This is a genomic window from Chryseobacterium sp. 1B4, from assembly GCF_036631475.1.
Classification (GTDB): Bacteria; Bacteroidota; Bacteroidia; order Flavobacteriales; family Weeksellaceae; genus Chryseobacterium.
In genome coordinates this window covers 506,518-532,424 of record NZ_JAPNUF010000007.1, presented here as the reverse complement: position 1 = coordinate 532,424, position 25,907 = coordinate 506,518, and the positions used below count along the sequence as shown (strand labels likewise).

Annotated in this window: 23 protein-coding genes and 3 pseudogenes; 23 read left to right on the top strand and 3 right to left on the bottom strand. The window is 39.1% G+C overall.

Annotated elements, in window-relative coordinates:
- The first annotated feature begins 144 nt into the window (after positions 1-144).
- Together OWR28_RS12000 and OWR28_RS11995 are read left to right on the top strand one after the other, a co-directional pair.
- Positions 145-438, top strand: coding sequence for a hypothetical protein (locus OWR28_RS12000; RefSeq protein ID WP_332386799.1), 294 nt, complete (start codon positions 145-147; stop codon positions 436-438).
- A complete protein-coding gene (locus tag OWR28_RS11995) occupies positions 396-956 on the top strand; it encodes an alpha/beta hydrolase-fold protein (protein ID WP_332387452.1) in 561 nt (186 codons plus the stop codon). The genes OWR28_RS12000 and OWR28_RS11995 overlap by 43 nt, the downstream gene beginning before the upstream one ends.
- 271 nt (positions 957-1,227) lie before the next feature.
- On the opposite strand, the gene OWR28_RS11990 is transcribed toward OWR28_RS11995, so the two are convergent.
- Complete coding sequence (locus OWR28_RS11990; protein ID WP_332386798.1) at positions 1,228-2,325, bottom strand: TauD/TfdA family dioxygenase; 1,098 nt, start codon at positions 2,323-2,325, stop codon at positions 1,228-1,230.
- Positions 2,326-2,540: 215 nt separating this feature from the next.
- On the opposite strand from OWR28_RS11990, the gene OWR28_RS11985 reads away from it, so the two are divergent.
- From OWR28_RS11985 to OWR28_RS26975, 14 genes and pseudogenes are all read left to right on the top strand, one after another.
- A complete protein-coding gene (locus OWR28_RS11985; RefSeq protein ID WP_332386797.1) occupies positions 2,541-4,067 on the top strand; it encodes an aspartate aminotransferase family protein in 1,527 nt (508 codons plus the stop codon).
- Positions 4,039-4,362, top strand: coding sequence for a hypothetical protein (locus OWR28_RS11980; RefSeq protein WP_332386796.1), 324 nt, complete (start codon positions 4,039-4,041; stop codon positions 4,360-4,362). Before OWR28_RS11985 ends, OWR28_RS11980 begins: the two co-directional genes overlap by 29 nt.
- Before the next feature lie 5 nt (positions 4,363-4,367).
- Positions 4,368-5,300: an IucA/IucC family protein gene (locus tag OWR28_RS11975; protein WP_332386795.1), complete on the top strand. Its 933-nt coding sequence runs from the start codon at positions 4,368-4,370 to the stop codon at positions 5,298-5,300.
- Positions 5,249-6,244, top strand: a complete 996-nt coding sequence (locus OWR28_RS11970) for a GNAT family N-acetyltransferase (RefSeq protein WP_332386794.1) — start codon at positions 5,249-5,251, stop codon at positions 6,242-6,244. Before OWR28_RS11975 ends, OWR28_RS11970 begins: the two co-directional genes overlap by 52 nt.
- Positions 6,211-6,444: a hypothetical protein gene (locus tag OWR28_RS11965; protein WP_332386793.1), complete on the top strand. Its 234-nt coding sequence runs from the start codon at positions 6,211-6,213 to the stop codon at positions 6,442-6,444. The genes OWR28_RS11970 and OWR28_RS11965 overlap by 34 nt, the downstream gene beginning before the upstream one ends.
- A complete protein-coding gene (locus OWR28_RS11960) occupies positions 6,437-7,753 on the top strand; it encodes a lysine N(6)-hydroxylase/L-ornithine N(5)-oxygenase family protein (RefSeq protein WP_332386792.1) in 1,317 nt (438 codons plus the stop codon). Before OWR28_RS11965 ends, OWR28_RS11960 begins: the two co-directional genes overlap by 8 nt.
- A gap of 7 nt (positions 7,754-7,760) precedes the next feature.
- Positions 7,761-9,572 (top strand): IucA/IucC family siderophore biosynthesis protein, encoded by a 1,812-nt coding sequence (locus OWR28_RS11955; protein ID WP_332386790.1) that lies wholly within the window; start codon positions 7,761-7,763, stop codon positions 9,570-9,572.
- Between the two features lie 63 nt (positions 9,573-9,635).
- Positions 9,636-10,970, top strand: a complete 1,335-nt coding sequence (locus tag OWR28_RS11950) for an MATE family efflux transporter (RefSeq protein WP_332386789.1) — start codon at positions 9,636-9,638, stop codon at positions 10,968-10,970.
- A 1-nt stretch (position 10,971) separates the two neighbouring features.
- Positions 10,972-11,187, top strand: coding sequence for an acyl carrier protein (locus OWR28_RS11945; RefSeq protein WP_332386788.1), 216 nt, complete (start codon positions 10,972-10,974; stop codon positions 11,185-11,187).
- 33 nt (positions 11,188-11,220) lie between these two features.
- Complete coding sequence (locus OWR28_RS11940; protein ID WP_332386787.1) at positions 11,221-12,228, top strand: AMP-binding protein; 1,008 nt, start codon at positions 11,221-11,223, stop codon at positions 12,226-12,228.
- Positions 12,225-12,608 carry a hypothetical protein gene (locus OWR28_RS11935; protein ID WP_332386786.1) on the top strand — a complete coding sequence of 128 codons (384 nt, stop codon included), beginning with the start codon at positions 12,225-12,227 and terminating at the stop codon, positions 12,606-12,608. The genes OWR28_RS11940 and OWR28_RS11935 overlap by 4 nt, the downstream gene beginning before the upstream one ends.
- Entirely contained in the window at positions 12,595-12,729 is a 135-nt protein-coding gene (locus OWR28_RS11930) for a hypothetical protein (protein WP_332386785.1), read from the top strand. Before OWR28_RS11935 ends, OWR28_RS11930 begins: the two co-directional genes overlap by 14 nt.
- 89 nt (positions 12,730-12,818) lie before the next feature.
- Positions 12,819-15,062, top strand: a complete 2,244-nt coding sequence (locus tag OWR28_RS11925) for a TonB-dependent receptor (protein WP_332386784.1) — start codon at positions 12,819-12,821, stop codon at positions 15,060-15,062.
- A gap of 2 nt (positions 15,063-15,064) precedes the next feature.
- Positions 15,065-16,215, top strand: a pseudogene (locus OWR28_RS26975) (PepSY-associated TM helix domain-containing protein).
- Between the two features lie 217 nt (positions 16,216-16,432).
- On the opposite strand, the pseudogene OWR28_RS11910 reads toward OWR28_RS26975, so the two are convergent.
- Positions 16,433-17,921 (bottom strand): annotated as a pseudogene (locus OWR28_RS11910) (aminotransferase-like domain-containing protein).
- 67 nt (positions 17,922-17,988) lie between these two features.
- Here OWR28_RS11910 and OWR28_RS11905 point away from each other — a divergent pair.
- From OWR28_RS11905 to OWR28_RS11875, 7 genes and pseudogenes are all read left to right on the top strand, one after another.
- On the top strand, positions 17,989-18,612 hold the full coding sequence (locus OWR28_RS11905; protein WP_332386781.1) for a hypothetical protein: 624 nt from the start codon (positions 17,989-17,991) through the stop codon (positions 18,610-18,612).
- Entirely contained in the window at positions 18,605-19,720 is a 1,116-nt protein-coding gene (locus OWR28_RS11900; protein ID WP_332386780.1) for an aminotransferase class I/II-fold pyridoxal phosphate-dependent enzyme, read from the top strand. The genes OWR28_RS11905 and OWR28_RS11900 overlap by 8 nt, the downstream gene beginning before the upstream one ends.
- Before the next feature lie 44 nt (positions 19,721-19,764).
- On the top strand, positions 19,765-20,373 hold the full coding sequence (gene bioD / locus OWR28_RS11895) for a dethiobiotin synthase (protein WP_332386779.1): 609 nt from the start codon (positions 19,765-19,767) through the stop codon (positions 20,371-20,373).
- A gap of 4 nt (positions 20,374-20,377) precedes the next feature.
- Complete coding sequence (bioB, locus tag OWR28_RS11890; RefSeq protein WP_332386778.1) at positions 20,378-21,439, top strand: biotin synthase BioB; 1,062 nt, start codon at positions 20,378-20,380, stop codon at positions 21,437-21,439.
- A gap of 153 nt (positions 21,440-21,592) precedes the next feature.
- Positions 21,593-22,884 (top strand): annotated as a pseudogene (bioA, locus tag OWR28_RS11885) (adenosylmethionine--8-amino-7-oxononanoate transaminase).
- Positions 22,885-23,780: 896 nt separating this feature from the next.
- Complete coding sequence (locus OWR28_RS11880) at positions 23,781-24,965, top strand: cellulase family glycosylhydrolase (RefSeq protein WP_332386777.1); 1,185 nt, start codon at positions 23,781-23,783, stop codon at positions 24,963-24,965.
- Entirely contained in the window at positions 24,902-25,354 is a 453-nt protein-coding gene (locus OWR28_RS11875) for an RICIN domain-containing protein (protein ID WP_332387451.1), read from the top strand. Before OWR28_RS11880 ends, OWR28_RS11875 begins: the two co-directional genes overlap by 64 nt.
- Before the next feature lie 199 nt (positions 25,355-25,553).
- Here the strand turns inward: OWR28_RS11875 and OWR28_RS11870 are convergent, their stop codons facing one another.
- A complete protein-coding gene (locus OWR28_RS11870; RefSeq protein WP_332386776.1) occupies positions 25,554-25,868 on the bottom strand; it encodes a helix-turn-helix domain-containing protein in 315 nt (104 codons plus the stop codon).
- Positions 25,869-25,907 lie beyond the last annotated feature (39 nt).

Sequence of the window (25,907 nt, the reverse complement as noted above, 5' to 3'; positions counted from 1 at the left end):
ACGGAAAATAAATTACAAAAGCTTCAACATATGTTGAGGCTTTCCCTTTTTAATTTCACAATTTTGTCCTGTCTAAAGACCATTGGTATATTATATGTTTAAGAAAATATACCTGTAGCTATTATTAATTAAACACTTTTCAGTATGAAAAAGCTTATCAACATTGCATTTGTAATGACTGCATTTGTACAGTTATCCGCACAAAAAATTATTCATCAGGAAATTTTCAGTCCGAAAATGAATAAAAAGATCAAAACAGTGATCATCACTCCAAACCTTCAGCCTGATATGAAATATCCGTCTGTTTATATTCTTCATGGTTTCAGCGGTAATCCGGACAGAATTATCAAACAGGATATTCCGGATCTGGTTAAAAAGTTCAGGAATTTAAAACCATTTATGTACTTCCTGATGGCCATTACAGTTCGTGGTACGTAGACAGTCCGGTTGTTAAAGATTCGCAATATCAGACTTTTATCGGAAAAGAACTGGTAGAATTCATTGATAAACATTATCCTGTGAAAGCTGAGAAAAAATTCCGCGGAATTATGGGATGGAGCATGGGAGGTTATGGTGCAACGAATATCGGAGTTACTTATAACAAAACATTCGGTATTGTGGGAAGTTCATGCGGTGCCCTGGATTTTAATTCTTTCGGGGAAGGATATCAGAAATATATGGTGAATAAGGTTTTAGGCCCACTGGAATCTATTAATCCTGCTTTCCTTACTGACAGCAAAATAAAACTGATGGCCGGAGCAGATCAGCAATACATTTTCGACTGCGGAACGGAAGACACACAAATGATCACTATGAACCGGAATTTTCATAAAAAGCTGACTGAAATGAAGATCCAGCACCTCTACACGGAATCTTTGGGAGGACATGTTCCGGAATATTGGAGCAGATCATTATCTGAACAGTTGTCTTTGTTTGACAGATTTTTTAAACAATAAACCTTTTTTTAAGTTTTGGCTGAAGCCAATATTATTAATAAAAAAACAAGCGGGCTTTAGCCCGCTTCTATTGATATAAAAACTATCAATATTCAATAGGAACGGGCTTTAGCCCGTTTAAATAATCAGATAACAAATCCATTGGCTTTAGCCGAAATTTACCTTATTAACCTTTAAAAAGGGTTAACCAGAAAAAAACCTTTTTGAGCAATGCCCAAAAAGGTTTTCGATTGATTGAATGTTCAAAAATGCCAACTAACCAGGCATTCTATTAAAAATGTTGAAAGTTTTTCCCCAGATGTTCCTCGATCACAAAGAACGGATCTTCCGTAAGGGTATGTGCTCTCATATCGATAAGACTTACTTTGCTCATCATACGAAGCATGATTCTTCGTTCGCATGGCTGTTCTACACCGTCAATATTTCTTACTCCCGCACGGAAGCCCGATCTTCCGTGAGCACATAAGTGATTATTAACCAAAATAACATCACCGGCCTGAGGAGTAAATCCCGAATAAATCAAATGTCTGGCTTCTTCCCAGAATTCATGCAGTGTATGTTGCGCTTCATCAGATTGTCTTATGCTGGAATTGAAAAGCTGTTCCGCCGCATCAAATCGCATAAAAGGAAGATTGGTATTACCGTACAAGACAGAATCCAGGGTTTCTTCTTCATTTTCTCCCGTTTCAAGATTGGCGTCCTTCGGGATTTTATAAATTGGTTCAAAAAGAGGCTTATAATTTTCCCCAATCGATTCATGAGAACGGATAGAATATAGCGTTGAAGGTACCTGCTCTTCATTTCGAATATACATAAAGCTTAAAAAGTCAGCCTGATGTTTCAGAAAAGCATCTTCTGTATGTACATATAAATCAGTTGAAGACCCTGATCCTGTCTGTGTTTCCTTCATTTTTTCATCAGGAATGATGGCATGGATCAATCCGCCGCCTTTACGCTGTGAATAATATTGTACGGGCTTTGAGGGAAGTGCTCCATGAATTAGAGCACATACAAAACCATATAAGTTAAATTTTGAATAATCTGCCGATTGCCAGTTCGGTGGGGTAGAACCTATTTCCTCCTGGTTTATATCCATTAATCCTGTAAAGATCAGCGCCCCATACTGATTTTCAGAAAAGTCACTCGCAAAATCAGCTGCTATGCTTAAAATTCTTTCCGGTAAGAAATAAGAGGCCAGCTGGTGCACATGCTTTATAAAATCACGGTTTTCATAAGTGTCATATTTTTTCTGAAGATGTACTGCTGCATCTTTTATCATTCTTCTCTCCTCCGGGGTAACTTCTATGACCGTAGGAAGCAGTTTTACCGCTGTTAAACAGTCTTTATCTAAAATTTCTGTAGAATTCATTAAAAAAAATTTGGTGTTTAATAATAATTTTTATCTTTGTTTTTAATTATTCTAAATAACAATAACCGGGTCAAATTTAGTAATAATTTCGCAACCACCAAATTAAATATAATAAAAAATGTAAAAATTAAAAACCTGACTATCAGATATATATAATTATATATCTGAAAAAAACAACAATTCACAGATTAAAAAAATCACATTACAAAACATTTATGAACAACAATTTAATATCCCTGGAAGAGCTCACAAGCACAGCTTCACCTCATGTTTCGGGGAATTTTGGGAATATTTTTCACCCTGACAATTATGATCATTATCGTAATGCTGTCAACAGTACTTTAGACCTTGTCCGGGAATTTCTTTACAGAAACAACAAGCCTTTCAGTGGTATAGAAGCCAGAACAATGAAAGGAATGGTACAACAGATTGATCTTAATCAAAAACTTTCCAATTATAATGAGCTTCTGGCTGAAGTAGATGAAATCTATGTGAAACATGCCACCGCTTTTCATCTTCCACAATATGTAGCTCACCTTAACTGTCCTGTAGTGATTCCGGCATTGGCAGGAGAAATCCTTGTAAGTGCGATCAATTCTTCTCAGGATACTTATGATCAGAGTGCCGGAGGAACTTTCATGGAAAGAAAACTGATCGACTGGACTGCAGGTCAGATTGGATATAACACTAATGAAAGTGATGGCGTTTTCACAGCAGGAGGATCACAGAGCAACTTAATGGGATTGGTCATGATGCGTGACTGCTTTTCTCAGAAAAGATACAATCACAATATTAAAATGGATGGTCTGCCGGCAGAAGCCAGCCGTTTCAGAATATTTGTTTCGGATAAATCTCACTTCAGTAATCTTAAAAATGCTTCCATTATGGGATTAGGTGAGAAAAGTATTGTTAAAGTGCCTACTGATGACCGTTTTCGTATGGATATCACTCTTTTAAAGAAATATATTAAAAGGGAAGAACAGCTGGGAAATATTCCTATCGGAATCGTAGCAACAGCCGGCACTACAGATTTTGGAAACATTGATCCACTGGATGATATTGCCAATATTGCAGTACATTATAACATCTGGATGCATGTAGATGCAGCGTATGGATGTGCATTATTATTGAGCGAAAAATACCGTGATCTGATCAACGGTATTGAAAGAGCAGACTCTGTAACGATTGATTACCACAAGTCATTCTTTCAGCCTATCAGCAGCAGTGCTTTTATTGTTAAGAACAAGAAAGAACTGTTGATTCTAAAACATCACGCCGATTATCTGAATCCGAAAGAAATGGACGAAGAGGAAATTCCGGCACAAATCAATAAATCCATTACCCAAAGTACCCGAAGATTTGATGCGTTAAAACTTTGGTTTACCATAAGAATGATGGGCAAAGAACAGCTGGCAGAGTACACGGATACCGTCATTGATCTTACCAAAGACGCCGCAGCAATGATCACTGAAGATGCCGATTTTGAACTTCTTTCAGATTCTGACTTAAGTGTTCTTGTTTTCAGATATGTAAATCCGGAAATCAGTGATCTGAATGCCCTGAATCAGTACATCAAGATGAAATTGTTCTACAGCGGAGAAATCCTTGTAGCCAGTACAAAGGTTGACGGAAATTTCTATCTGAAATTCACCTTCCTGAACCCGATTACCACGACAGAAGACATTCATCAGATTCTCACCACAATCAAAAATCATGGAAAAGACTTTAATACAGAAAAATAAAACAGGAGAAAAAGCCCGGGAAATTACTTTTAGAATTCTGCTGAACGGAATGCTGAGAGAACTGGGAAACGGAAAATTCTATCAGGGCGTTCCGAAATATGATCTTCTCACAGCAAAAGCTCTTCAGAACAGTGATTATCCACTGTTCATGAGATTTGAAATGAAAAAAAGCGGACTGTTTTTATTTGCTCCGGTTTCTTATCGTTCAGAAACTCTTTTTCATGAATATGGACCTGTTTTATGGGCTGTAGACCATCAAAATCAAGAAGTTTTGAAGTTAATGATCAAAAACTGACAGAATTGGTTTACAAAGAATTTTCTGAAACTACAAACGATACGGGTTTCAGAAACTTTGTAGAAAGAATTCAAAGCAGTTTAAGAAATCTGGAACTGACCACAGAAGCATGTCTGCAAGATGATCAGCTTTTAACTTATTCTTTTCTTGAATCTGAGCAAATGCTTCCTGCCGGACATAATCTGCATCCTTTCACCAAATCAAGAATGGGATTTTCTGAGGAAGAACAGTTGTTATACGGTCCTGAGCTCGGAAAAGGATTTCAGCTGGACTATTTCCTGATTCATAAAGACTGCATTATGGAAAAATCTCTTCCCGGCATTTCCGCCAGAGAAATCTTCGAAAAATGGGCATCAATACCGGAAAGTTACGATTTTGAAAATATCAATGATTTTTACATTGTTCCATGTCATCCATGGGAAGCACAATATCTTCTGTCTACAGAAGAATATCCTGAAATGCTCGGTTCAGGGAAAATCATTCATATAGGACCATTGGGTGAGGATTTTTATGCAACATCTTCCATAAGAACGGTGTATAATCCTGATTTCAGCTGGATGTTGAAATTCTCTCTGCATATTTTAATGACAGGCTCTGTAAGAACCAACAGTTTAAAAGACCTTAACAGAGGGTATGCTTCTGCCATCTGGTGGCAAAATGTAAAGGCTTCCTTTGAACAAAATTTCCCGGATTTTAAATTATTGCTGGAACCTTCAACATTAAGTGTTCATTATGAAGGAAAGAATTTAGACAGTCTGAACATTCTGCTTCGTGAAAATCCTTTTACAAATGAAGATAAAATCATTTTATTAGCAAGACTTTGCCAGGATGAATCTACAGACGGGTTCAACTTCACAACCCATTTTTTAAAAATGTTGCGAATCAATTGGGGCTGGATGCGGAAAAAGCAGCAATTATCTGGTTTGAAAAATATATAAATCTGTTGCTTTCGCCTTTAAACAGGTTGTACAATCAATTGGGAATGGCTCCGGAAGTGCATCAGCAGAATCTGCTTGTACAATTGGATCATCAACTTCTTCCTCAATCTATTTATGTGAGAGACGGACAAGGATATCTGATCAAAGAAAGCTTTAAAGGGAAATATGAATCTCTGGTCAAAAATTATCCTGAAATTGAAGATCTTTTCATTAGGGATGAGCGTCTTCTGGACATTATTTCCCACCATCTTCTGGTGAGTAATCTGAGCGCACTGATCGCTTCCATAGGTAAAACAGGATTGGTTAAAGAACGAAAACTGATCCATATTCTGTACAGGGAATTTGAAAATCTTCATGAGTCTGAGCCATCATCTTTAACGGATTATGCACTGAATCAAAGATATTGGGCCGTAAAATCAAATCTTCAGTCGGCCGTGTCTGATGTAGACGGAGGTGTGAATGCTTCTTCGATTTCTTATGCTCAAGTTCCGAACCTTCTTCACAGGCATTTCTTCTCAGATCAGCTGATCCATCCTCAGGGAACAGAAGTTTTCTTTACAAGGTATTTCCAGAAAGAAGATGTGACCATGAGTATGCGCCCTATAGATCTTGACAATGACCTTGAAATGCTTCATGAATGGTTCAACCGTGAACATGCCGTGAAAATCTGGCAGATGAACTGGCCTATTGACGAACTGGAAACCTATTACAGGCTCATGCTTCCAGGTGATGAAGCTCATAGCTATATCATTGCCGGAAATGATGAACCTTCCTGTAATATCGAGGTGTATTGGGCATGCAGAGATATCGTGGGAGATTATTATGACGTATTACCCACGGATTACGGAACGCACCAGTTTATTGCACCTACAGATCCAAAGAAAAATTCGTTTCTCCATCCACACAATCTATGGTTGATTATGTTTTTGCACAGCCACAGGTAGGAAAAATGGTAGGAGAAGGATCCGTAGACTCTCTCGCTTCTATGATGAACAAAGCCCATGTAGGCTTCAAGGTAGAAAAAGTAATTGAAATGCCTCATAAAAAAGCCAATCTGAACTTCTGTTACAGAGAATGGTACTGGGAAAAATTCCCACAGAATAAAGAGGTACAAATCACCACAAACATCACAAAAAATGACTAACGAAGCCGTATACAATGTAATAGGCATAGGTATTGGACCATTCAATCTGGGACTTGCCGCATTATCCAATCCGATTTCAGAACTGAAAACTCTTTTCCTGGACCAGCGGGATGGTTTCGACTGGCATCCGGGGCTAATGATCGACCATGTAACCCTGCAGACTCCATTTTTATGCGACTGCGTATCCATGGCGGATCCAACAAATCCTTTAAGCCTTTTGAACTATCTGAAGGAATCCGGAAGACTGTATAAGTTTTTTATCAGAGAAGACTTTTTCATTCCGAGAAAAGAATACAACCGCTACTGCCAATGGGTCATCGGACAGCTTCCGCAATGCCGTTTTTCAATGCAGGTAGTGGATATCACTTATGAAGAAGGATTATATCATGTGGCTACAGTTCACACCAAAACCAAAGAAACCACTGTTTTTAAAACGGAAAGACTAATTCTGGGAACGGGAACACAGCCTCATATTCCTTCTTTTATTCCGAAAGATGATTCCAGAATTATTCACACAAGTTCTTATCTGTATCGAAAAGAAGAATTGTTATCCCAGGGGAAAAAGATTGCGATTATCGGTTCCGGGCAGAGTGCTGCGGAGGTTTTTTATGATCTGCTTCAAAACAGAAAAGAAGAAACGCATCTGGGCTGGTATTCCCGTCCGGACAGGTTTTTCCCTATGGAATATTCTAAGCTGACACTGGAACTTACTTCTCCGGATTATGTAGAATATTTTTATAACAGAAGTGAGTCTGCAAGAAAAATTATTTTAAGCAAACAGCAAGCTCAGTTCAAAGGAATCAACTACGATCTGATCAATGATATCTACGATTTTATCTATGATCTGAATATTGATAATGAAGATCCCAATCTTACAATTATTCCTAACAGCCAGCTGAATAGAGTAGACAACAGTAATCCGGATTTCATCAACCTTGAATTCACACAGCTGGAACAGGAGGTACCTTATGACCAGGAAGCGGATTATCTGATTCTGGGGACCGGATATCGTTATCACGAGCCTGCATTCCTTAAGAATATCCAGTCCAGAATCAAAAGAGATTCCAGCGGATTGTTTGATGTGAGCAGGAATTATTCAATAGACCACAACGGAGGCGAAATTTATGTGCTGCACGCTGAAGTACACACCCACAGCTATATTTCTACCGACTTAGGAATGGCTGCTTACCGTAACTCCTATATCATCAATGATATTCTGGGAAGAGAGCATTATACAATTGAAAAGAAAATTGCTTTCCAGGATTTCGATGTGGAAAAATATGCTGATTTACCAATTGCCAAAATTTAATCATACAATGAACACCAACTTAAAAAATACAGTAAGCCAGGAAAACTGGAATCAGGCCAACAGAAACCTAATGGCCAAAACCATCGCAGAACTGATGCATGAAGAGCTTCTGAAACCTGTGATAACCTTTGAAGATAAAGAAGGATATACCGTTTTCAACCTTGAAACAGGATTTGAAAATATTTCATACCGCTTCCGCGGACAGGAAAGAATGATGGACTACTGGCATATTGATAAGAACAGCATTACAAAAACCGAAAACGGTGAAGACCTGTCTTCAGTAGATGTAGCGGCTTTCTTCCTGGAAATGCAGTCGGTTTTTGACTTAGATCCTTATACAATTGCAAGATACACGGAAGAATTACTGCATACGCTGTATTGTGATGCTTTAATTTTATCCAAAGGAGTAATGTCTTCAAAAGACCTTGCGGATGCGGACTACCAGACTGTAGAGCACAATATGACCGGCCATCCGTGGGTTATTGTGAACAAAAGCCGGTTAGGTTTTTCGCCGCGTGATCTGAAAACATTTGCCCCTGAAGCCGATGAAAACTTAAAAGTAATCTGGCTGGCTTCACATACAAGCAGGTCTTCATTCCAGTCTCTGGAACATATTGACAGAGAGCAGTTTTATCGTTCTGAAATAGGAGAAGATTTATATAATAATTTTCAACAGCAACTTATCAGTGAAGGTAAAAACAGAGAAGATTATCACTTTATTCCTGTACATCCGTGGCAGTGGGAGCATAAGCTTCAGATTCATTTTGCCGGGGATATTGCTTCCGGACTTTTAATCCGGTTGGGAGAGGGAAGTGACACCTACAGCCCGCAGCAGAGTATCCGTACTTTATTCAATATGGATCATCCGAAGAAAAGATACCTGAAAACAGCAGTTTCCATTCTGAGTACAGGAAATATCCGGGGATTATCGCCTAAACAGATGAAAATTGCGCCTGCAATTACAGATTGGGTAAAAGGTTTAATAAAAGATGATGTCTATCTGAAAAATAAAGAAACTATTTTCTTAGGAGAAGAAGCTGCTATTACTTATCTGCATCCTCAATACGGAGCTATTGCCAGCGTTCCTTACCAATATAATGAATTCCTAGGGGCATTATGGAGAGAAAGTGCTGAAAACTATCTGAAAGAAGATGAGCAAATGGTAACCATGGCTTCATTACTGTATGTAGACGAAAGTGGGGTTCCATTGGTTCAGGCATTTGCGGAAAAAGCAGGTCTGAGTATTGAAAAATGGATTGAAAGCTATCTCGATGCTTATCTTACTCCATTATTACATATTTATTACACGCATTCATTATGTGTAACGCCGCACGGAGAAAATATTATGGTTGTTCTGAAAAACGGAGTTCCGCAGAGAATTGTGATTAAAGACTTCGTAGATGATATTGTTTTGACCACTGAAGCAAGAGAAAAACTTCCTGCACACCTTGCAGACGGTTTGATTCAGTCTTCCAACAAAGAAAACATCCCGTTATTTATTCTGCTTGGCGTTTTTGATGCCTTTTTCAGATATCTGTCTAATGCATTACATACGTATTCTGACTTTAATGAAGAAAAGTTCTGGGAGCTTGTTCACAACTGTGTAGAAAATTATAAGGCGGAGAACACTCACCTTCAGGAACGATTTGAAAAGTACGACCTGTATGTGCCTGCATTCAAAAGATTCTATATCAACAGTCTGCGTCTGAAAAACAATGGTTACAGTGAGAATAAAGCATTTGCCATTCCCAGAAAAGATGGTGCACTGCCTAATCCACTGTATCAGATTGCCAATAAAAACTCAGTAGCAGCAGTATGAGGAAATTCCTGCATATCCTGAAAGAGGGGTGGTTTTTGCCTATGGAGCTATCGCCGGAAAAAAGTGGAACTGACTTCCGGAAGCATCAACCGTTCCATCTTTAGCCTTGCCATTCCCATGGTGATGGAACTTGTCATGGAATCTGTTTTTGTGAGTGTCAATCTATTGATTATTGCAAAATTAGGAGACAAGGTTCTTGGTCTTGTGGGAATTACAGATAACTACATCAATTTCGCTTATGCCATTGCCGTAGGACTTGGCATCGCAGCAGCAACCCTTATTGCAAGAAGAGCCGGAGAAAAAGATCAGGAAGGAATGGGCAGAACGGCTCAGTACATTATCCTGCTCGCCCTGTTTTTTGCCCTGTTAATTGGTGGTATTTCCTGCTATTTCTCTGCTGAAATTGTTGATTTCCTTGGTGTTAATGCCAGTACGGTAACAGATGGAATTTCTTTTTCAAGACTGGTCTTTCTGAGCATCGGGCTTGTGATTCTCCGCCTTTCGGTGAATGGACTCTTCAGAGGTGCCGGCGATGCCGATATTGCCATGAAATCACTCTGGATCTGTCATATTTCCAATATCATACTGGCTGTAATCCTTGTTTTCGGATTAGGATTTATTCCTGCTTTCGGATTGATGGGATTGGCATATGCTACTGTTTTATCAAGGGTTCTGGGAGTTTTATATCAGGCTTTTATATTTCTGTCCGGAAAAACCAGCATCAGCATCAGAGTTCCTTTTCAGCTTGATATTCCATTGTTGCAGAAGATTCTGAAACTCGCCTTTGGAGGATTGGTTCAGTATATCATTCCAACATCCAGCTGGCTGATTATGGTAAAAATTATCTCTACTTTCGGAACAACAGCGCTGGCAGGATACATTATTGCCCAGCGTATTGCTTCGGTCGCAACAATGCCTGCCTGGGGAATAGGAAATGCAGCAGGAGTGCTTACAGGCCAGAATCTGGGTGCCGGAGAACCGGAGCGTGCAGAAAAAACAGTCTGGAGAGCAGGAACAATCAATATGGCTTATCTGGTCATTGTAGCCTTATTCTGGCAGATTGCTGCTGAATATGTGGTGAAATTTTTCACTACCGAACCTGAAGTTGCAAGATATGCTGTGCAATACATCCATGTGGTTTCTATGGCTTATCTGCTGTTAGGATTCACAATGGTGATCAGCCGTGCATTGAATGCAGCCGGAAATATTATGCAGGTCACACTGCTTTATATCATCATGTTTTATGTGATACAGCTTCCTCTGGCTTATCTCTTAGGAGTAAGGTTTCAATGGGAGCTGAGAGGAGTATTTACCGCTATCGTTTCTTCGGAAATTGTTTTAGCTGTGCTATTCCTAATGATTTTTAGAAATGGAAAATGGAAAACTATAAAAATTTAAAATGAACACTACAGAAGAATTTTATGAAATTATCGCCTCTGCCATCGCCATAAAAAAAGAATTGGTAGACGAAAAACTAACGTATCAGGAAATCCCGGAATGGGATTCTATGTCTCATCTTCTGATTGTAGAAGCACTTGAACAGTTTTATCAGATCAAATTTGATTTTAATGATATTCTGGAGATGGGAACCGTCGGAAAGATTCGGGAAAAATGAAAAAATATGAAGTATTCGTAGAAAACTAAGCCTATGAAAATTTTAGAAAATGTAATTGCCAATAAAAACTTGGAGTTTACAGATGCTTCCACCGGTACAACAATACCGGTGGGAACACTGTACCGGTCTTTAGGATTAAACCCCGTAGAAAAAGGCCTGCTCTTTTTGTACAATGACAATCAGCTACCCAGTATTGAGGTGCTCCTCAATTTTTACGGAACAGCACACACCATTGCGTTACTTGGACAGAAACTGCATGAGGAATTCAAAGAACGTATTGAAGCGGAATACCGTCCAAAATATATCTTTGATCCACAGAGAGAAACCATTGAAGGATACAGCCTGAAAGAATTCTCAGACCATATCAGAATTTTTGCAAAGGATGATTATAAACCTGAGATTACCATTCATCCTGAAATTAAAATCCTTCTAAGTACTTCAGGAACTACAGGTGTTCCGAAGCTGGTTAAATTATCTGATGAAAGTCTTTATCAGAATGCATTGAGCATCCTTCAATACATGCCCATTAAGGAATCCGATGTGGTTCCTTTAAACGTTCCTATCAACTTTGTATACGGATTCTCTATTTTCACGACCAACTGTATGCGTTCCGGAAGAATTGTCTGTACGGATAAAGACATTATGCAGAAAGCATTCTGGGACGAAATGGAGGAGTACGGCTACAGCACTTTGGGTGGAGTACCTTTTCTCTATGAAAACCTGAACAGAATAGGATTCTTCAGAAAAGATTCTCCAAGTCTGAGATATTTTACCCACACCGGAGGTGTAATCAATGCTGAATTGAGAAAGACTATTTTCTCTTACTGCCATGAATTTAAAAAGAATTCTTTGCACAATACGGGCAGACTGAAGCAGGAGGAAGAATGGCGTATCTTACTACAGAAGGTTTGCTGGAAGGGGAAACTTCTATCGGAACACCTGTATACAACGGAAGTTTCAGAATTGATCCTGAAACCGATGAACTTCTCTTTTCACACATCAGTATTTTCGGAGGTTACGCCAATAAGCTGGAAGATTTGACAGCATATGAGCAGCCTCCTGTACTGCATACCGGAGATACTGCCAGAAAAGGTGAAAACGGAATGTATTATATCACAGGAAGAATAAAACGTATCATGAAGCTTTTCGGAATACGCCTGAATCTGGATGAGGTAGAATTCATTCTTAAAAATGAAATGCAGGGCAATACCTTCGTATGCCTGAATGCCAATGATAAAAAAATCGTGGTGCTGTATGACAATCCGGACATTGATCCTCAGATCATCACCGGAACCATTAAAGATAAACTGCGTATCAATCCACAATATGTATGCACAGAACGTATAGACTCATTCCCATTATCACAAAACGGTAAAATAAACTATCCCCTGTTACAAAAATTACAGCATGAAAACATCTAAAACCCTTATATTACTTCTTGGTCTTGCTTTATCTTCCAACCCGCTTTCTGCACAGCAGGGGGACAGAATTCATGGCAAAATCATGCTGTCTGAAAAAACACCGGTAAAAACGCTGTTTTAAGACTTGTCAATACATCTTATCAGGCAAAAACCAATAATTCAGGAGAATATTACTTTGAAAATGTACCGCCTGGAGAATATACGCTTCAGGTGGTTTTAAATGACATTGAACTGATGAGGGAACCTATCCACATTCAGAAAGATGTTTATGAAATTCCTGCAATCTACGCCCCGTTACACAATAATGTGATTGAGGGGATTACCGTATATGCAGTGAGCAGAAATAAATTTTTGGATAAGGACAGCACTTCGGTGGCCAAAATGCCTTTGAAAGTTCTTGAAAATCCACAGGCCTACACAAGCATCAACCAGCAGATCATGAAAGAACAGCTTACTTACGATATTTCGGAAGTATTGAAAAATGTTCCGGGGATGGTAAAAATGCAGGGAAGTCCGGGAAGAGGTTCCGGAGACGGAAGTTTCTACTACAGCCTCAGAGGTTTTCCTACTAAAGTATCTATGGTAGACGGTGTTCCGGCAACTACCAACGGAGAAATAGATCCTGCCGATCTTGAACGTCTGGAAGTGGTCAAAGGCCCATCCGGAACATTGTATGGAGGCGCGGTAACTTCCTTTGGAGGTTTGATCAACGCTGTAACCAAAAAACCGAAAGACTATTTCGGAGGCGAAGCTTCTTATCTGATGGGAAGCTATAATCTGAACCGTGTCACCGCTGATGTTTACGGCCCGATTACCGATTCCAGAAATATGCTGTTCCGTTTGAATGCAGCCTATCAGTATCAGAATAGTTTCAGGGATTCCGAATTCAGAAAATCATTCTTTGTAGCCCCTACAGTTAGTTATCAGGTCAATGAAAGGCTTAAATTTAACTTAGAAGCCCAGATTTACAATTATGAAGGAACAAACACCCCAATCATCTTCCTTCCGAGATCAAGAGTTTATTTTACTCATAATCCTGATGAACTTGGATTCGACTGGAAAAAGTCGTATTCCAATAATGACATGAAGCTAAAAGCTCCGTCTATCAATGTAAAAGCTGAGGCGAATTACCAAATTTCGGATCAATGGACCTCACAAACCTTGCTTTCAAGAAACTTCAGAAAGACAGAAGGGTTATATCAGTACCAGTTCATCAGAGGAAATACAAGTGATGCCATGCTGGAACGTAATGTACAATGGCAGAACACGGAAGCTTCTTCTACGAGCATTCAGCAGAACTTTAATGGAGAATTTAAAATCGGCAAAATTAAAAATAAAGTCTTGATCGGCCTGGATTATCTCAACCAGTCTATCAATAATAACCACTCTCCAATTGTGGTATTTGATACTATTGACGGTACAAATCTTACCAGGCCTGTAGCAGGACCAGTGACAGGAATATATAGTAACATATCCAGAGATTTGGCACTTCAGAAAATACAGGCCTTTACTGATATAGCGATCAAGGCAGGTAAGACACCTTTGGTAAGAAATAATTCTTCATCAAACCTTTATGGAGCCTATATTTCAAATGTAACCTATATTACAGACCGTTTAATTACGCTTTTAAGCTTACGTATGGATCATTACGAAAGTAAAGGACAGTTGAATTTAAATGATAACAAACGTAAAGATGACTTCAAGCAGACCGCATGGTCTCCGAAAGTAGGGATTGTATACCAGATTCTTAAAGATCAGTTATCTGCCTATGGGAATTATATGAACGGTTTCAGCTATACAGCACCCGTTACACAGCAGCTGGCAGATTATAGCGGAGAAATGAAACCTCAGATGGCCAATCAGTGGGAAGTAGGAGTGAAAGGAAACCTTTGGAGAAACAGGATTAATTTTACTGTTTCTTATTATGACATCCTTGTTGACAATATCCAGAGAGGAACCGGAGTGATTCGTGACGGAAAAGAGTACAATATTGTTGTTCAGGACGGAAAGCAAAGAAGCAAAGGAATTGAAATCGAAACCATCATGAATCCTGTTCAGGGGCTAAACATTATGGCCGGATATAGCTATAACCACAGCAGATATGAAAAAGCTGATCCTGCTGTAGACGGGCGCCGTCCGGACTCTGCAGGTCCTGCCAATGTATTCAATTCATGGATCAGTTATATCCTTCCGATCAAAGGACTTCAGGGATTAGGAGTAGGTTTCGGGGTAGACCGTGTTGGAAAACAGATTACCGGAAACAAAGTGGTTACCGGACAGTTTATATTTCCTGCCTATACTTTGGTGAATGCTTCTATTTCCCTCGAAAAAGAAAGATACAGATTAGGATTTAAAATGAATAACCTGGGTAATGTACAGTATTTTGCAGGGCAGGGAGTTATCGTAGCTCAGATGCCCCGCAATTTCGTCGCTGAGGTAAGCTTTAAATTTTAAGGATGAAGTTAAAATTGAGAAAAATTGCCTATCAGCTACATCTATGGCTCGGACTCACGTCCGGGCTTATCGTTGTTATTATGTCAGCTACCGGATGTATCCTGTCTTTTGAAGAAGAGTTAAAACATATTGTTCACCCCAACAGATATTTTGTTGAAAATATCGGCCAAAAAAGACTTTCACTGTCTGAGCTTACGGAAAAAGCAGAAAAAACACTTCCTGAAGGGCTGAAGATCAAAAGGGTAATAATTCCTTCTGATCCTGCGCAAACCTATGTATTCCGAACCCTCAAAATGGACAACGAAGCATGGACGTATTGGGGAACCTACCTTTATTATTACCGCATATATGTTGATCCCTACACCGGAAAAGTACAGGAAGTGGAAGATGCGAAAAAGGATTTTTTTGAAATTGTGCTGGATCTTCACAGAAGACTTCTGCTGGGTGAGAAAATAGGAAAAACAATTACCGGTTATTCCACATTGGTACTGGCGATTATTCTTTTTCGGGGCTTGTGATATGGTATCCCCGTAAAATGAGCAAAAGTATGCTGAAAGGAATGTTTTTCATTAAATTATCAGCCAACTGGAAAAGAATTAATTATGATCTTCATAATGTGCTGGGATTTTATTCCGTGATTCCTTTGCTTATTATTTCTTATTCCGCATTGATATGGAATTTTGAGGATGCAGATAAATGGGTAAAGAACACATTAAATGGAAACATCCCCACAGAGAAGAAAGTCAAAAGCATGATTCCTTCCGAAGAACTTTCAAACCGGGAGCATATTCTCAATCTGATTGGAAATACCATGGAAAACAGACTTCAAGATAAGAAATCAGCCTTTATCAATTTTCCCAGGTCGGAAGAAGGAACGTATTATGCCGAGCTCGCTTATGACGGAAGACAATACAGAAATGAACAGTTTAATTTTGATCAGTATTCAGGGACTATTGTAAAATCCCAATCTTATAAAAACAAAAATATCGGATATGGAACCGCATTAAGAGAAAGAAATTATGCCCTTCACACCGGAAGTATCCTGGGATTAACCACCAGGATTATTTATTTTCTGGCAGCTGTTATCGCAACTTCACTTCCCATCACCGGGTTTATCATCTATTTAAACAGAAAAAAAGAAACCAAAACATAAGACAAACAAAATAGTTTTTCCTTCTCATCATTAACAAAAGCCTCAGTAAAGGGGCTTTTACTTTTTTGGTTAAAAAAATCAATTTAAAAGGTCAGAACCTCATATTATCCAATGTCAATTTTATCGGAGATAAAATCCTCGCGCCTTAAAACAAGTTCTTTTCATTTCAATTGCGCCTTTGCGTTTTCCAACCAAGAAATATGCAATTGATTATAAATCAACCAATCAAGCCCTTCACATTTTTAGTAAGAACCTCAATCCCCTTATTCATTTCTTCAACATTCAGATCACCAAAACCCAGACGCATTGCCGTAAGAGCTTTATTCTGATACAACAATGTTTTGGGTATAAAAAGATTGTCTTTTCCACAATTCCTGCTCAGCTGCATCAGATTCAGCGGAATATTCCATTCCAGCCATACAGCAAGCCCTCCGGAAGGTTTTTCAAAAGAGATAAAATCACCCAGATTCTCTTCCAGCAGCCCGGAAAAATAATCGCGCCTTTCCTGGTAGACCTTTAAAGATTTCTTCAGATAACGGTTAATTTCCCCTTCAGCAATCATCTCTCCAAGCGCCCTTTCCATCAGAATATCACCCTGACGGTCTATAATTCCCAGATACTTCCGCATTTCTGTCATCAGATTTTCCGGAGCTACAATAAATCCTGTCCTGAATCCCGGAGCCAAAGACTTTCCAAAAGAACCGATGTAGATCACCATTCCGTTGGTATCGGCGCTGGCTAAGGGAAGAATTGGACTTTTATCATAATGAAATTCATAATCATAATCGTCTTCCAGGATAATAAATCCGTATTCATTGGCCAGTTCCAGCAACTCGAAACGTCTTTGAGCACTCAAAGCAACCGTAGTAGGATAGTGGTGATGCGGAGTGAGATAAAGCATCCGTATTTTTTGTTTTTTACAGGCTTCACGAACACTTTCCACTATAATTCCCTCTTCATCAATAGGAATCGAAACAATGTCAACACCGGCTTTCATAAAGATCATATTGACTGAAAAGTAGCTCAAAGCGCCCACCAATACGGTGTCACCGGCAGAAAGAAGAATCTCGGAAACAATATAGATACTCATTTCCGTACTTCGGGTGATCAGCAGATTGTTCTTGGAAATAGGAAGTCCCGGGAAAGATTCAGGTACTGGGATAAATGTTCTTTAAAAATTCACTCCCGTCATGATTATAATGTCCAAAAGCTTTCTGGCTGGATTTACGTTTCAGAATAGAGCTGTAAAACCGGGAATGCTGTCCGATTTGCGTTAAACGGATATCCGGAACGCCATCATTAAAGACATATTCACAATCCGAATGTTCAAAGGGATTATCTAAGATATTGGATGTTTTGAATGAAAAACCAGTCGTTATTGGATAGTTTTGAAGGTTATTCCGCTCAAAATCGTTCACTTTCACAGGTTTTTCCTGATCTTTTCCAATGACAAAAGTTCCTTTATTCGGAAAACTCTCTGTCCAGCCCTGCGCAGAAAGTTCATCATACACTGCAACCGCTGTATTCCTGTGGATTTCCAGCATTTCACTGAAGGTTCTTGTTCCCGGAAGCTTTGTTCCAAAAGGTAAAACACCTCGCTGAATGGCATTGATCAGCTGATTCGCAATCTGCAGATAGATGGAAGTCTCAGATTTTCTGTCAATCTTTATAAAACTTTCATAGGGAATTCTAACCGGACTATCCATAATATCAAAACTGGCACCATGTAACCATCCGGCAATATACTACTTTTGGCATCAAAATAAAAATCTAATGGAATTTCATCATCTGTTAAAAAGAATTGTACAGGACGGAAGTACCCATGCCAAATGGCTCAATACACTTTCTTTTATGGAGAATGCCGGTGCCAGAAAAATATCAAAATGTGAACATCCAACATTGGTTTCGCAGATTCAACTTAAACACGCTGCTGAAGAGCACCGCCACGCTTATTACCTGAAAAAGCAGATCGGGAAAATAGATCCCGGACTCTGCAAAACTTACGAAAGCACAGAGCTTCTGGCTCCTATTGCAACAAGCCAATATCTTCACTCACTGGATATTAAAGCCTGCCGCTACCTTCAGAAAGCTTTTAATCTTGATAAAACAGATATTAAATATGCTGCCTATCTTTTTGTAACCTATGCTATTGAGGTCCGGGCAGATGAACTTTATCCTGTCTATCAGCAGGCACTTACTGAAGCTTCTTCTAAAATCATGGTAAAATCTATTATTCTTGAAGAAGAAGGACATTTAGAAGAAATGATTCATCAACTGAATGAATTTTCGCCAGACTGGAAACACCATGCAGACCATATTCTGACCATAGAAAAAGAATTGCATAAAGAGTGGATGAATGCGATTACAGAAGAAGTAGCCCAGTTACATCATGCTTAGCAATACTTCCCGTTTTCAGGGATCCCTTAACAGAAGAAAAGAGGAAGGAACATTAAGGCGTTTAAGACTTCGCTCTGATGGAGTTGATTTTTATTCCAATGATTATCTGGGGTTTGCGAGAAACAAAAAGCTTCAAAACATCCTGTTGCAGGCCATTATGGAAAATCCCCAACTGCTTTCCGGAAGTACAGGCTCAAGGTTAATCAGCGGGAACAGCGATATTGCAGTTTCTTTGGAAAAATATATTGCTCAGGAACATCATTTTGAATCGGCATTACTTTTCCCATCCGGATACAATGCTAATCTGGCTTTGTTTTCAACGCTTCCGAGCCGTCATGATGTCGTCATTGTGGACGAACAGATTCATCGGTCGGTACATGATGCATGTCAACTTTCGAATGCTAAAAAACTGAAGTTCAAACACAATGACATTGAAGATCTTAAAAATATTTTAAAAAGACAGCAAGGTCATTGCTATATCGCGATAGAAAGTCTGTACTCGATGGAAGGAGATTTTGCTCCTCTTCAGGAAATTGCAGCGATTGCGGAGCAGTATAAAGCTTCTCTGATTGTTGATGAAGCCCACGCTTTCGGCGTTTTTGGATATGGACTGATTGAAAAACATCAGTTACATGGTCAGGTTTCAGCAGCCGTTGTCACTTACGGAAAAGCTCTTGGAGCTCATGGAGCAGCAATTCTTTGTAATGAAACGGTGAAATCTTATCTGGTCAATTTTGCAAGTCCGTTCATTTACACAACATCAGCACAGGATTTCCAATGGATAAGCATAAAAACCGGATATGAATTTTTAGATCAAAGCCATGATCAGGCGATAAAACTTCAGGACAATATTGCAATTTTCCGAAGCCAAAATCTCCAATCACCATCATCAGGAACAAGTCCGGTTCAGGCTATTCTCATCCCTGATAACCAAAAACTTAAAGCAGTTCAGCATACTTTATCAGAGGAAGGGTTTTTAACTTATGCGATATACAGCCCAACGGTAAAAGAAGGAAGTGAACGGCTGAGGATATGTCTTCACAGCTTTAATACAGAAGAAGAAATTATGAGACTGACAGGAATTATTAAAGAATTAGGTAAAATATAATTTTTCAAACCCCGCAACACGAAGCACGAATCCCAAATCAAAACATGAAACTATTTATAACAGGAATAGGAACCGAAATAGGAAAAACAGTTTGTTCAGCTGTTTTGGTTCAGCATTTTAAAACAGAATACTGGAAACCGATACAGTCCGGAGATCTTCATTACACGGACAGTCATAAAATCGAGGCATGGACAGATACCGGCTTTTGCCATCCGGAAACTTACCGGTTACAGCTGGCTGCATCACCACATCAATCGGCAAGAGAAGAAAATATCACTATCAGTCTGAATGATTTTCAACTCCCAAAAACAGCAAATTCACTGATTGTAGAAGGGGCCGGAGGTCTTATGGTACCGATTTCAGACACAACATTTATGATTGATCTGATTGAGGAATTAAACCTTCCGGCAGCATTGGTTGTAAGAAACTATCTGGGCTGCATCAATCACAGCTTGCTTTCAATCTTAGCTTTACAACAGAGAGAAATACCGTTGGAGTATTTAATTCTTAACGGAAATTTCCATGAAGATACAGAAAGAGTGATCTGCAGCTTTATTGAAAAAGAAACAAAAATTATAAAGATTCCCGAAATCACCATCACTGATAAGGAGTCTATACAAGATGCTGCAAAGCAGTTAACAATACAAAATTAGGATAATGGATACAAAAACAACACTGAGAAACAACTGGACGAAAGAAGAGATTGAGGAAATTTATCATTTACCTCTGATGGAACTGATCTATAAAGCAGCCACTGTCCACCGCGAATGGCATGATCCTTCCGAAGTACAGATTTCAACACTATTATCGATCAAGACCGGCGGATGCCCTGAAGACTGCTCCTACTGCGGACAGGCTGCCCGTTATCACACCAATATCAAAGTACAGGCTTTATTACCTACAGAAACTGTTATTGCCCATGCACAAAAAGCAAAAGATTCCGGATCTTCAAGGTTCTGTATGGCGGCAGCATGGCGTGAAGTTCGTAACAACCGTGATTTTGACAGGGTAATTGACATGGTAAAAGGGGTCAACGAACTTGGTCTTGAAGTTTGCTGTACACTAGGTATGCTTACTGAAGAACAGGCGGTAAGACTTCAGGAAGCAGGATTGTATGCCTACAATCACAATCTTGATACCTCTGAGCAGTATTATGAGGAGATTATCTCTACCAGAACTTTTGATAACAGAATTAATACCATCAACAACGTAAGAAAAGCAGGAATCACAGTGTGTTCCGGAGGAATCATCGGACTTGGTGAAACCCATAGAGACAGGATTTCAATGCTTTTAACGTTGGCAACAATGCCAAAACATCCGGAATCTGTTCCCATCAATGCATTGGCAAGAGTAGAAGGAACACCATTGGCTGATAACGAAAAAGTAGACACCTGGGAAATGGTAAGAATGATCGCTACGGCAAGAATTGTAATGCCTTCTTCTATGGTAAGATTAAGCGCAGGCCGTATAGAAATGTCTGAAACAGAACAGGCCTGGTGCTTTATGGCAGGAGCCAATTCTATTTTCACAGGAGAAAGAGAAACGTTACTGGTAACACCCAACCCGGGTGTATCTGAAGATATGCAGATGCTGCAGACCTTAGGCCTGAAACCCATGATGAAAAAGAAACATGCTGTTAGAAAATTAATGAATGATAAAATAATGAGTGATGAGCTGGATTATGAGTATTATAACATTTATTGTAAAATTCCTTTTTGAATTTTTATAAACTGATCTGATATAGGTTTAAATATCCCACGCAATCTGTGATAAAACTTTGCGTCTTTGCGATTAGTCCAACATTTACGCCAACATATTCAACTAAATTATTGTTAAATCCATCTCTATCACTCATTACCTTTTTAGATCAATATGAATACAATAACAAAAGAAATCAGCCTGCAGGAGAGAGACAAAGCAGTCAACTGGCATCCGTACACACAGATGAAAACCGCTGATGATGCCATTCCCATTGTAAAAGGAAAAGGAATTTATCTGTATGATTCCGAAGGAAAAAATACATGGATGTGGTTTCTTCATGGTGGGTAACGCTGCATGGGCATTCTCATCCTTATATAGCACAACGTGTATCTGAACAGTTAAATACACTGGAACAGGTTATTTTTGCAGGCTTTACTCATGAACCGGCTGTACAGCTTTCAGAAAATTTACTGAAACTTCTTCCATCCGGTCAGGAAAAAGTTTTTTACTCTGATAACGGATCTACAGCGGTAGAAGTAGCCTTGAAAATGTGTATTCAATATGCATATAATAAAGGTCAAAAGAAAACAAAGATTTTAGCTTTTAAAAATGCCTATCACGGGGATACTTTCGGAGCGATGTCTGTAAGCGGAAAAAGCTTCTGGACAAGACCTTTTGAAAGCATGCTTTTTGAAGTCGTTTTCATTGATACCCCCAATGCTGAAAACCTCGAAAGACTGCAGCAACAGATTAAAGAACTGGCCGATGAGACAGCATGTTTTATTTATGAACCACTGGTTCAGGGAGCAGCCGGAATGCTGATGTATAAAACTGAAGACCTAAGCCAACTAATGAAATTCTGCAGAGAAGAAGGTATTCTTATGATTCAGGATGAAGTTTTTACCGGATTTGGGAGAACAGGCAAGCTCTTCGCAGCGGATTATCTTACAGAAAAACCAGATATCATGTGCTTTTCAAAAGGGCTTACCGGCGGAACCATGCCTATGGGAATTACTACCTGTTCTAATAACATCTACAAGGCATTTCTTTCTGAAGACCGATATAAAACCTTATTCCACGGGCATTCGTTTACAGCTAATCCTTTAGCCTGTGCAGCGGCTCTTGCCAGTATGGAACTACTATTGACCAATGAAACTCAAATGAATATCAACCGCATCACTCATCAACATTCAGAGTTTGTGAAGACACTTGCTTTACATCCTCGTGTGGAAAAAGTTCGCCAGATCGGAACTATTCTGGCTTTCGATTTTAAAACCGGGAATGGGACTTCTTATTTCAATGAAATAGGGAAGAAGCTTTACAATGAGTTTTTACAGAAAGGAATAATCATGAGGCCGCTGGGAAATGTAATCTATCTGGTCCCACCATATTGTATTACTTCCGGAGAACTGGATTTTGTCTATCAGAATATTATGGAAGTTCTGGATCAGTTTAAAGATTGAACGATCCCTTCCGGTAATAATTATTTTTAATTTTTTAATGCACCTTATAGGTTTTCAAACCTATAAGGTTTTAATGTATTAAAGGATAAGAGTTATTCATATCTTAATCTATTCTTTGTTCCGTTTTCTTCAAAATACTATAATTCTTCCTGTCCCCTTTATTGAAATTCTGATTAATATATTTCTGTTACAATTTAAATATACAGCTTATCAATAAATACGCTTTTTGTGAGGGCTTTTTGAGCTTAAAATGGAAAATTTCAGGAATGTAAACAATCATTTTCTTCTTTTTTCATAAACATCTAAATGAAAATTTATGATAAGGTTCTTTTTATTTTCTTTATTATAAAAACATTATGACTATTTGTTAATTATTTTATTTATGATATTGATTTTTAATATAAATTTCATTAAAATATTGCTTTATATTTAATAATATGATTATTTTTATCATAAACTAACAATCCTAATCAGCGATAATTTGGATTTTCATAACATCACACATCTACATGTGGAAAATCCGGAAAAAGAAGAAAGTCTTTCAGTCTGAAATGGAATAGAAACGGTTTCATTTTTCTGCTAAATCTGAAAGCAAACAAAGTAACGAAGATCAACACATAATTCTGTTGAGCAGAGTTACATTATTGCAACATTACTTTACTATCCGAACATCTGAAACTCCTACGTAAGATAGCGAGTCGAAAAATTGATGACTAGGAGTAAAACTGAGAAATCACCTTTAATATTAATATTTAAACTATGAAAACAAACAAAATGTGGCTACTGGCCTTTCTGTTAATCATTCTTTCCAGCTGTTCTACGATGGATGAAAAAATTTACTCGAAGAACCTGAAGCTAATCTAAGTGCTACTGCAAGAGCATTCGCGGCAACACCCATGCTGCATGTCGGAGGCAGATACCTTCAGGATCCCTGCGGCAATAAGGTTCTCTTACATGGTGTTGCCATAACACCCAGCCCCTGGTTTAACGGATGTCAGTATGGTGCCAATTCAGGCTACTGTACCTGGGACAATTACAATGTTCAGGGCGCCCTGAACTATAACAAGGCTGTCATGACCAAACTCAGCAACGCTGCTGATGGCTGGTATCTCAATTACATCCGCCTTCATATTGATCCGTATTGGACCAATGATCCCGGACCGGCCATCCCTGAGAACGATATCTCAAGATTCAATTATAACCGCCTGGTAACTTATACGGATCAGGTGATTATTCCACTGATCAACCATGCCCGCAGTCTGGGAATGTATGTCATCCTGCGTCCGCCGGGTGTATGTCCAAACCGTATTGCCGTGAACGATGCTTATCACAGCTATCTTAAAACTGTATGGACCTTTTTGTCACAGCATCCTGGCTTAAAGAATGCCGACAACGTAATGTTCGAATTAGCTAATGAACCTGTTGAAATCCTGGGAACAAACGGCACATGGGGATCTACAGGGAACGAGCACTTTGCAGCACTTAAAAACTTCTTCCAGCCTTTAGTGAATATTATCCGTAACAACGGAGCCAATAATGTTTGCTGGATACCGGGCACAGGATGGCAATCGCATTATCAGGGCTATGTCAATAACCAGATCACAGGGGGTAATATTGGCTATGCTGTTCATATTTACCCAGGTTACTGGGGTGGGGTTAACAACTATCAATCCTTTCAAAATGCATGGAATATCAATGTTAAACCAATCGCAGACATTGCACCTATCGCGATTACAGAAACCGACTGGGCACCTCAGGGGTATGGTACCTTCGGTGTTGCTACTACCGGTACTGCAGGAGGAAGCGGATTTGGCGCAAACTTAAAATATATTGTGGATCAGTCGGGCAATGTGAGCTGGAACCTCCTTGCCCCTGATGATCTGCTTCACAAGGAGATCCTAATGCAGGAACAGCCTTCAATAACGACTGGGAGGCGTGTGCGGCCCCAAGCAAACAGTGGTTTCAGCAATATGCATCCTCCAATTATCCTGTTGGAAACTGTAACACAACCAGCAGCCTGGTCAATAATGGTATTTATGAGATTGAGTTTCAAACCGATACCAACAAAGTACTTGATTTAAAGTCAGGTGAGGATGCCAACGGCGCAGTGCTAAGACCATGGACAAGGAATGGTGCCAACGCGCAGCGATGGGTTGCCATTGATGCCGGAAATGGATACTGGCGTTTTGTATCCAAAGCGAGTGCATCTAACCGTTGTATTGATCTGACAAGTAACAGCAACACACTGGGAACATCAATCCGGCTTTGGCAAAACTATGGCAATGACGCGCAGGCATGGCAGGTAGTTGCTGTCTCCAATGGTTATTACAAAATCCTGTCAAAAGTGGATGCTACCCGTGGCTGGGATATTCCAAGCTGTACCATGGACGGCAATTCCAATTTACAGCTTTGGGATTATTATGGTACATCCTGCCAACTGTTCAAGTTCAAATTTATAGCAATGAACTAAACATCCCAAAAAGATGTAAACATGATTTTATTTTCTAAAATCTTTATACTATTTCGCGGTAAGTATTACTTATCGCGATTTTTTTTAATAAAAAACTAAAGCTTCACTATGTAAAAAGCTATTTCAGGATCTTATCATTTCTCCTGATAGTATACTTTTACTGTAAATCACATATAAATTGGCAATTTAATAAGCTGCTTTATCTCAATCCGTCTCCCCATGAATGAAGTTCAGAAAGAATAGGCCCCAGCTTTTGACCTTTTTCTGTCAGCTTATAATAAACTTCCGGTGGAAAATTATACACTTCGGTCCGTTCAATGATAAGATCTTTTTCCAGCTGCTTCAACTGTTCTGCCAATACTTTCTTGGAAACCCTGGGCATATTCCGCCAAAGCTCCACAAAACGCACCCGGTCTCCCTCAAAGAGGTTTTGCAGAATTAACGGTTTCCATTTACCAGAAAGGACATCCAGGCTTCGTCTTAATCCACAGTTTTTAAATTCTTCAAAATTCATAAGTCAATTGAATATTTATGGTTAACCTTTTGGTAACCT

What these genes read in the sequence shown, in the direction of transcription:
- OWR28_RS12000 (WP_332386799.1), top strand. Translation starts at nt 145, where the DNA reads ATGAAAAAGCTTATCAACATTGCATTTGTAATGACTGCATTTGTACAG.
- OWR28_RS11990 (WP_332386798.1), bottom strand. Translation starts at nt 2,325, where the DNA reads ATGAATTCTACAGAAATTTTAGATAAAGACTGTTTAACAGCGGTAAAA.
- OWR28_RS11985 (WP_332386797.1), top strand. Translation starts at nt 2,541, where the DNA reads ATGAACAACAATTTAATATCCCTGGAAGAGCTCACAAGCACAGCTTCA.
- OWR28_RS11980 (WP_332386796.1), top strand. Translation starts at nt 4,039, where the DNA reads ATGGAAAAGACTTTAATACAGAAAAATAAAACAGGAGAAAAAGCCCGG.
- OWR28_RS11965 (WP_332386793.1), top strand. Translation starts at nt 6,211, where the DNA reads ATGGTTGATTATGTTTTTGCACAGCCACAGGTAGGAAAAATGGTAGGA.
- OWR28_RS11960 (WP_332386792.1), top strand. Translation starts at nt 6,437, where the DNA reads ATGACTAACGAAGCCGTATACAATGTAATAGGCATAGGTATTGGACCA.
- OWR28_RS11955 (WP_332386790.1), top strand. Translation starts at nt 7,761, where the DNA reads ATGAACACCAACTTAAAAAATACAGTAAGCCAGGAAAACTGGAATCAG.
- OWR28_RS11945 (WP_332386788.1), top strand. Translation starts at nt 10,972, where the DNA reads ATGAACACTACAGAAGAATTTTATGAAATTATCGCCTCTGCCATCGCC.
- OWR28_RS11940 (WP_332386787.1), top strand. Translation starts at nt 11,221, where the DNA reads ATGAAAATTTTAGAAAATGTAATTGCCAATAAAAACTTGGAGTTTACA.
- OWR28_RS11930 (WP_332386785.1), top strand. Translation starts at nt 12,595, where the DNA reads ATGAAAACATCTAAAACCCTTATATTACTTCTTGGTCTTGCTTTATCT.
- OWR28_RS11905 (WP_332386781.1), top strand. Translation starts at nt 17,989, where the DNA reads ATGGAATTTCATCATCTGTTAAAAAGAATTGTACAGGACGGAAGTACC.
- OWR28_RS11900 (WP_332386780.1), top strand. Translation starts at nt 18,605, where the DNA reads ATGCTTAGCAATACTTCCCGTTTTCAGGGATCCCTTAACAGAAGAAAA.
- bioD (WP_332386779.1), top strand. Translation starts at nt 19,765, where the DNA reads ATGAAACTATTTATAACAGGAATAGGAACCGAAATAGGAAAAACAGTT.
- bioB (WP_332386778.1), top strand. Translation starts at nt 20,378, where the DNA reads ATGGATACAAAAACAACACTGAGAAACAACTGGACGAAAGAAGAGATT.
- OWR28_RS11880 (WP_332386777.1), top strand. Translation starts at nt 23,781, where the DNA reads ATGCTGCATGTCGGAGGCAGATACCTTCAGGATCCCTGCGGCAATAAG.
- OWR28_RS11870 (WP_332386776.1), bottom strand. Translation starts at nt 25,868, where the DNA reads ATGAATTTTGAAGAATTTAAAAACTGTGGATTAAGACGAAGCCTGGAT.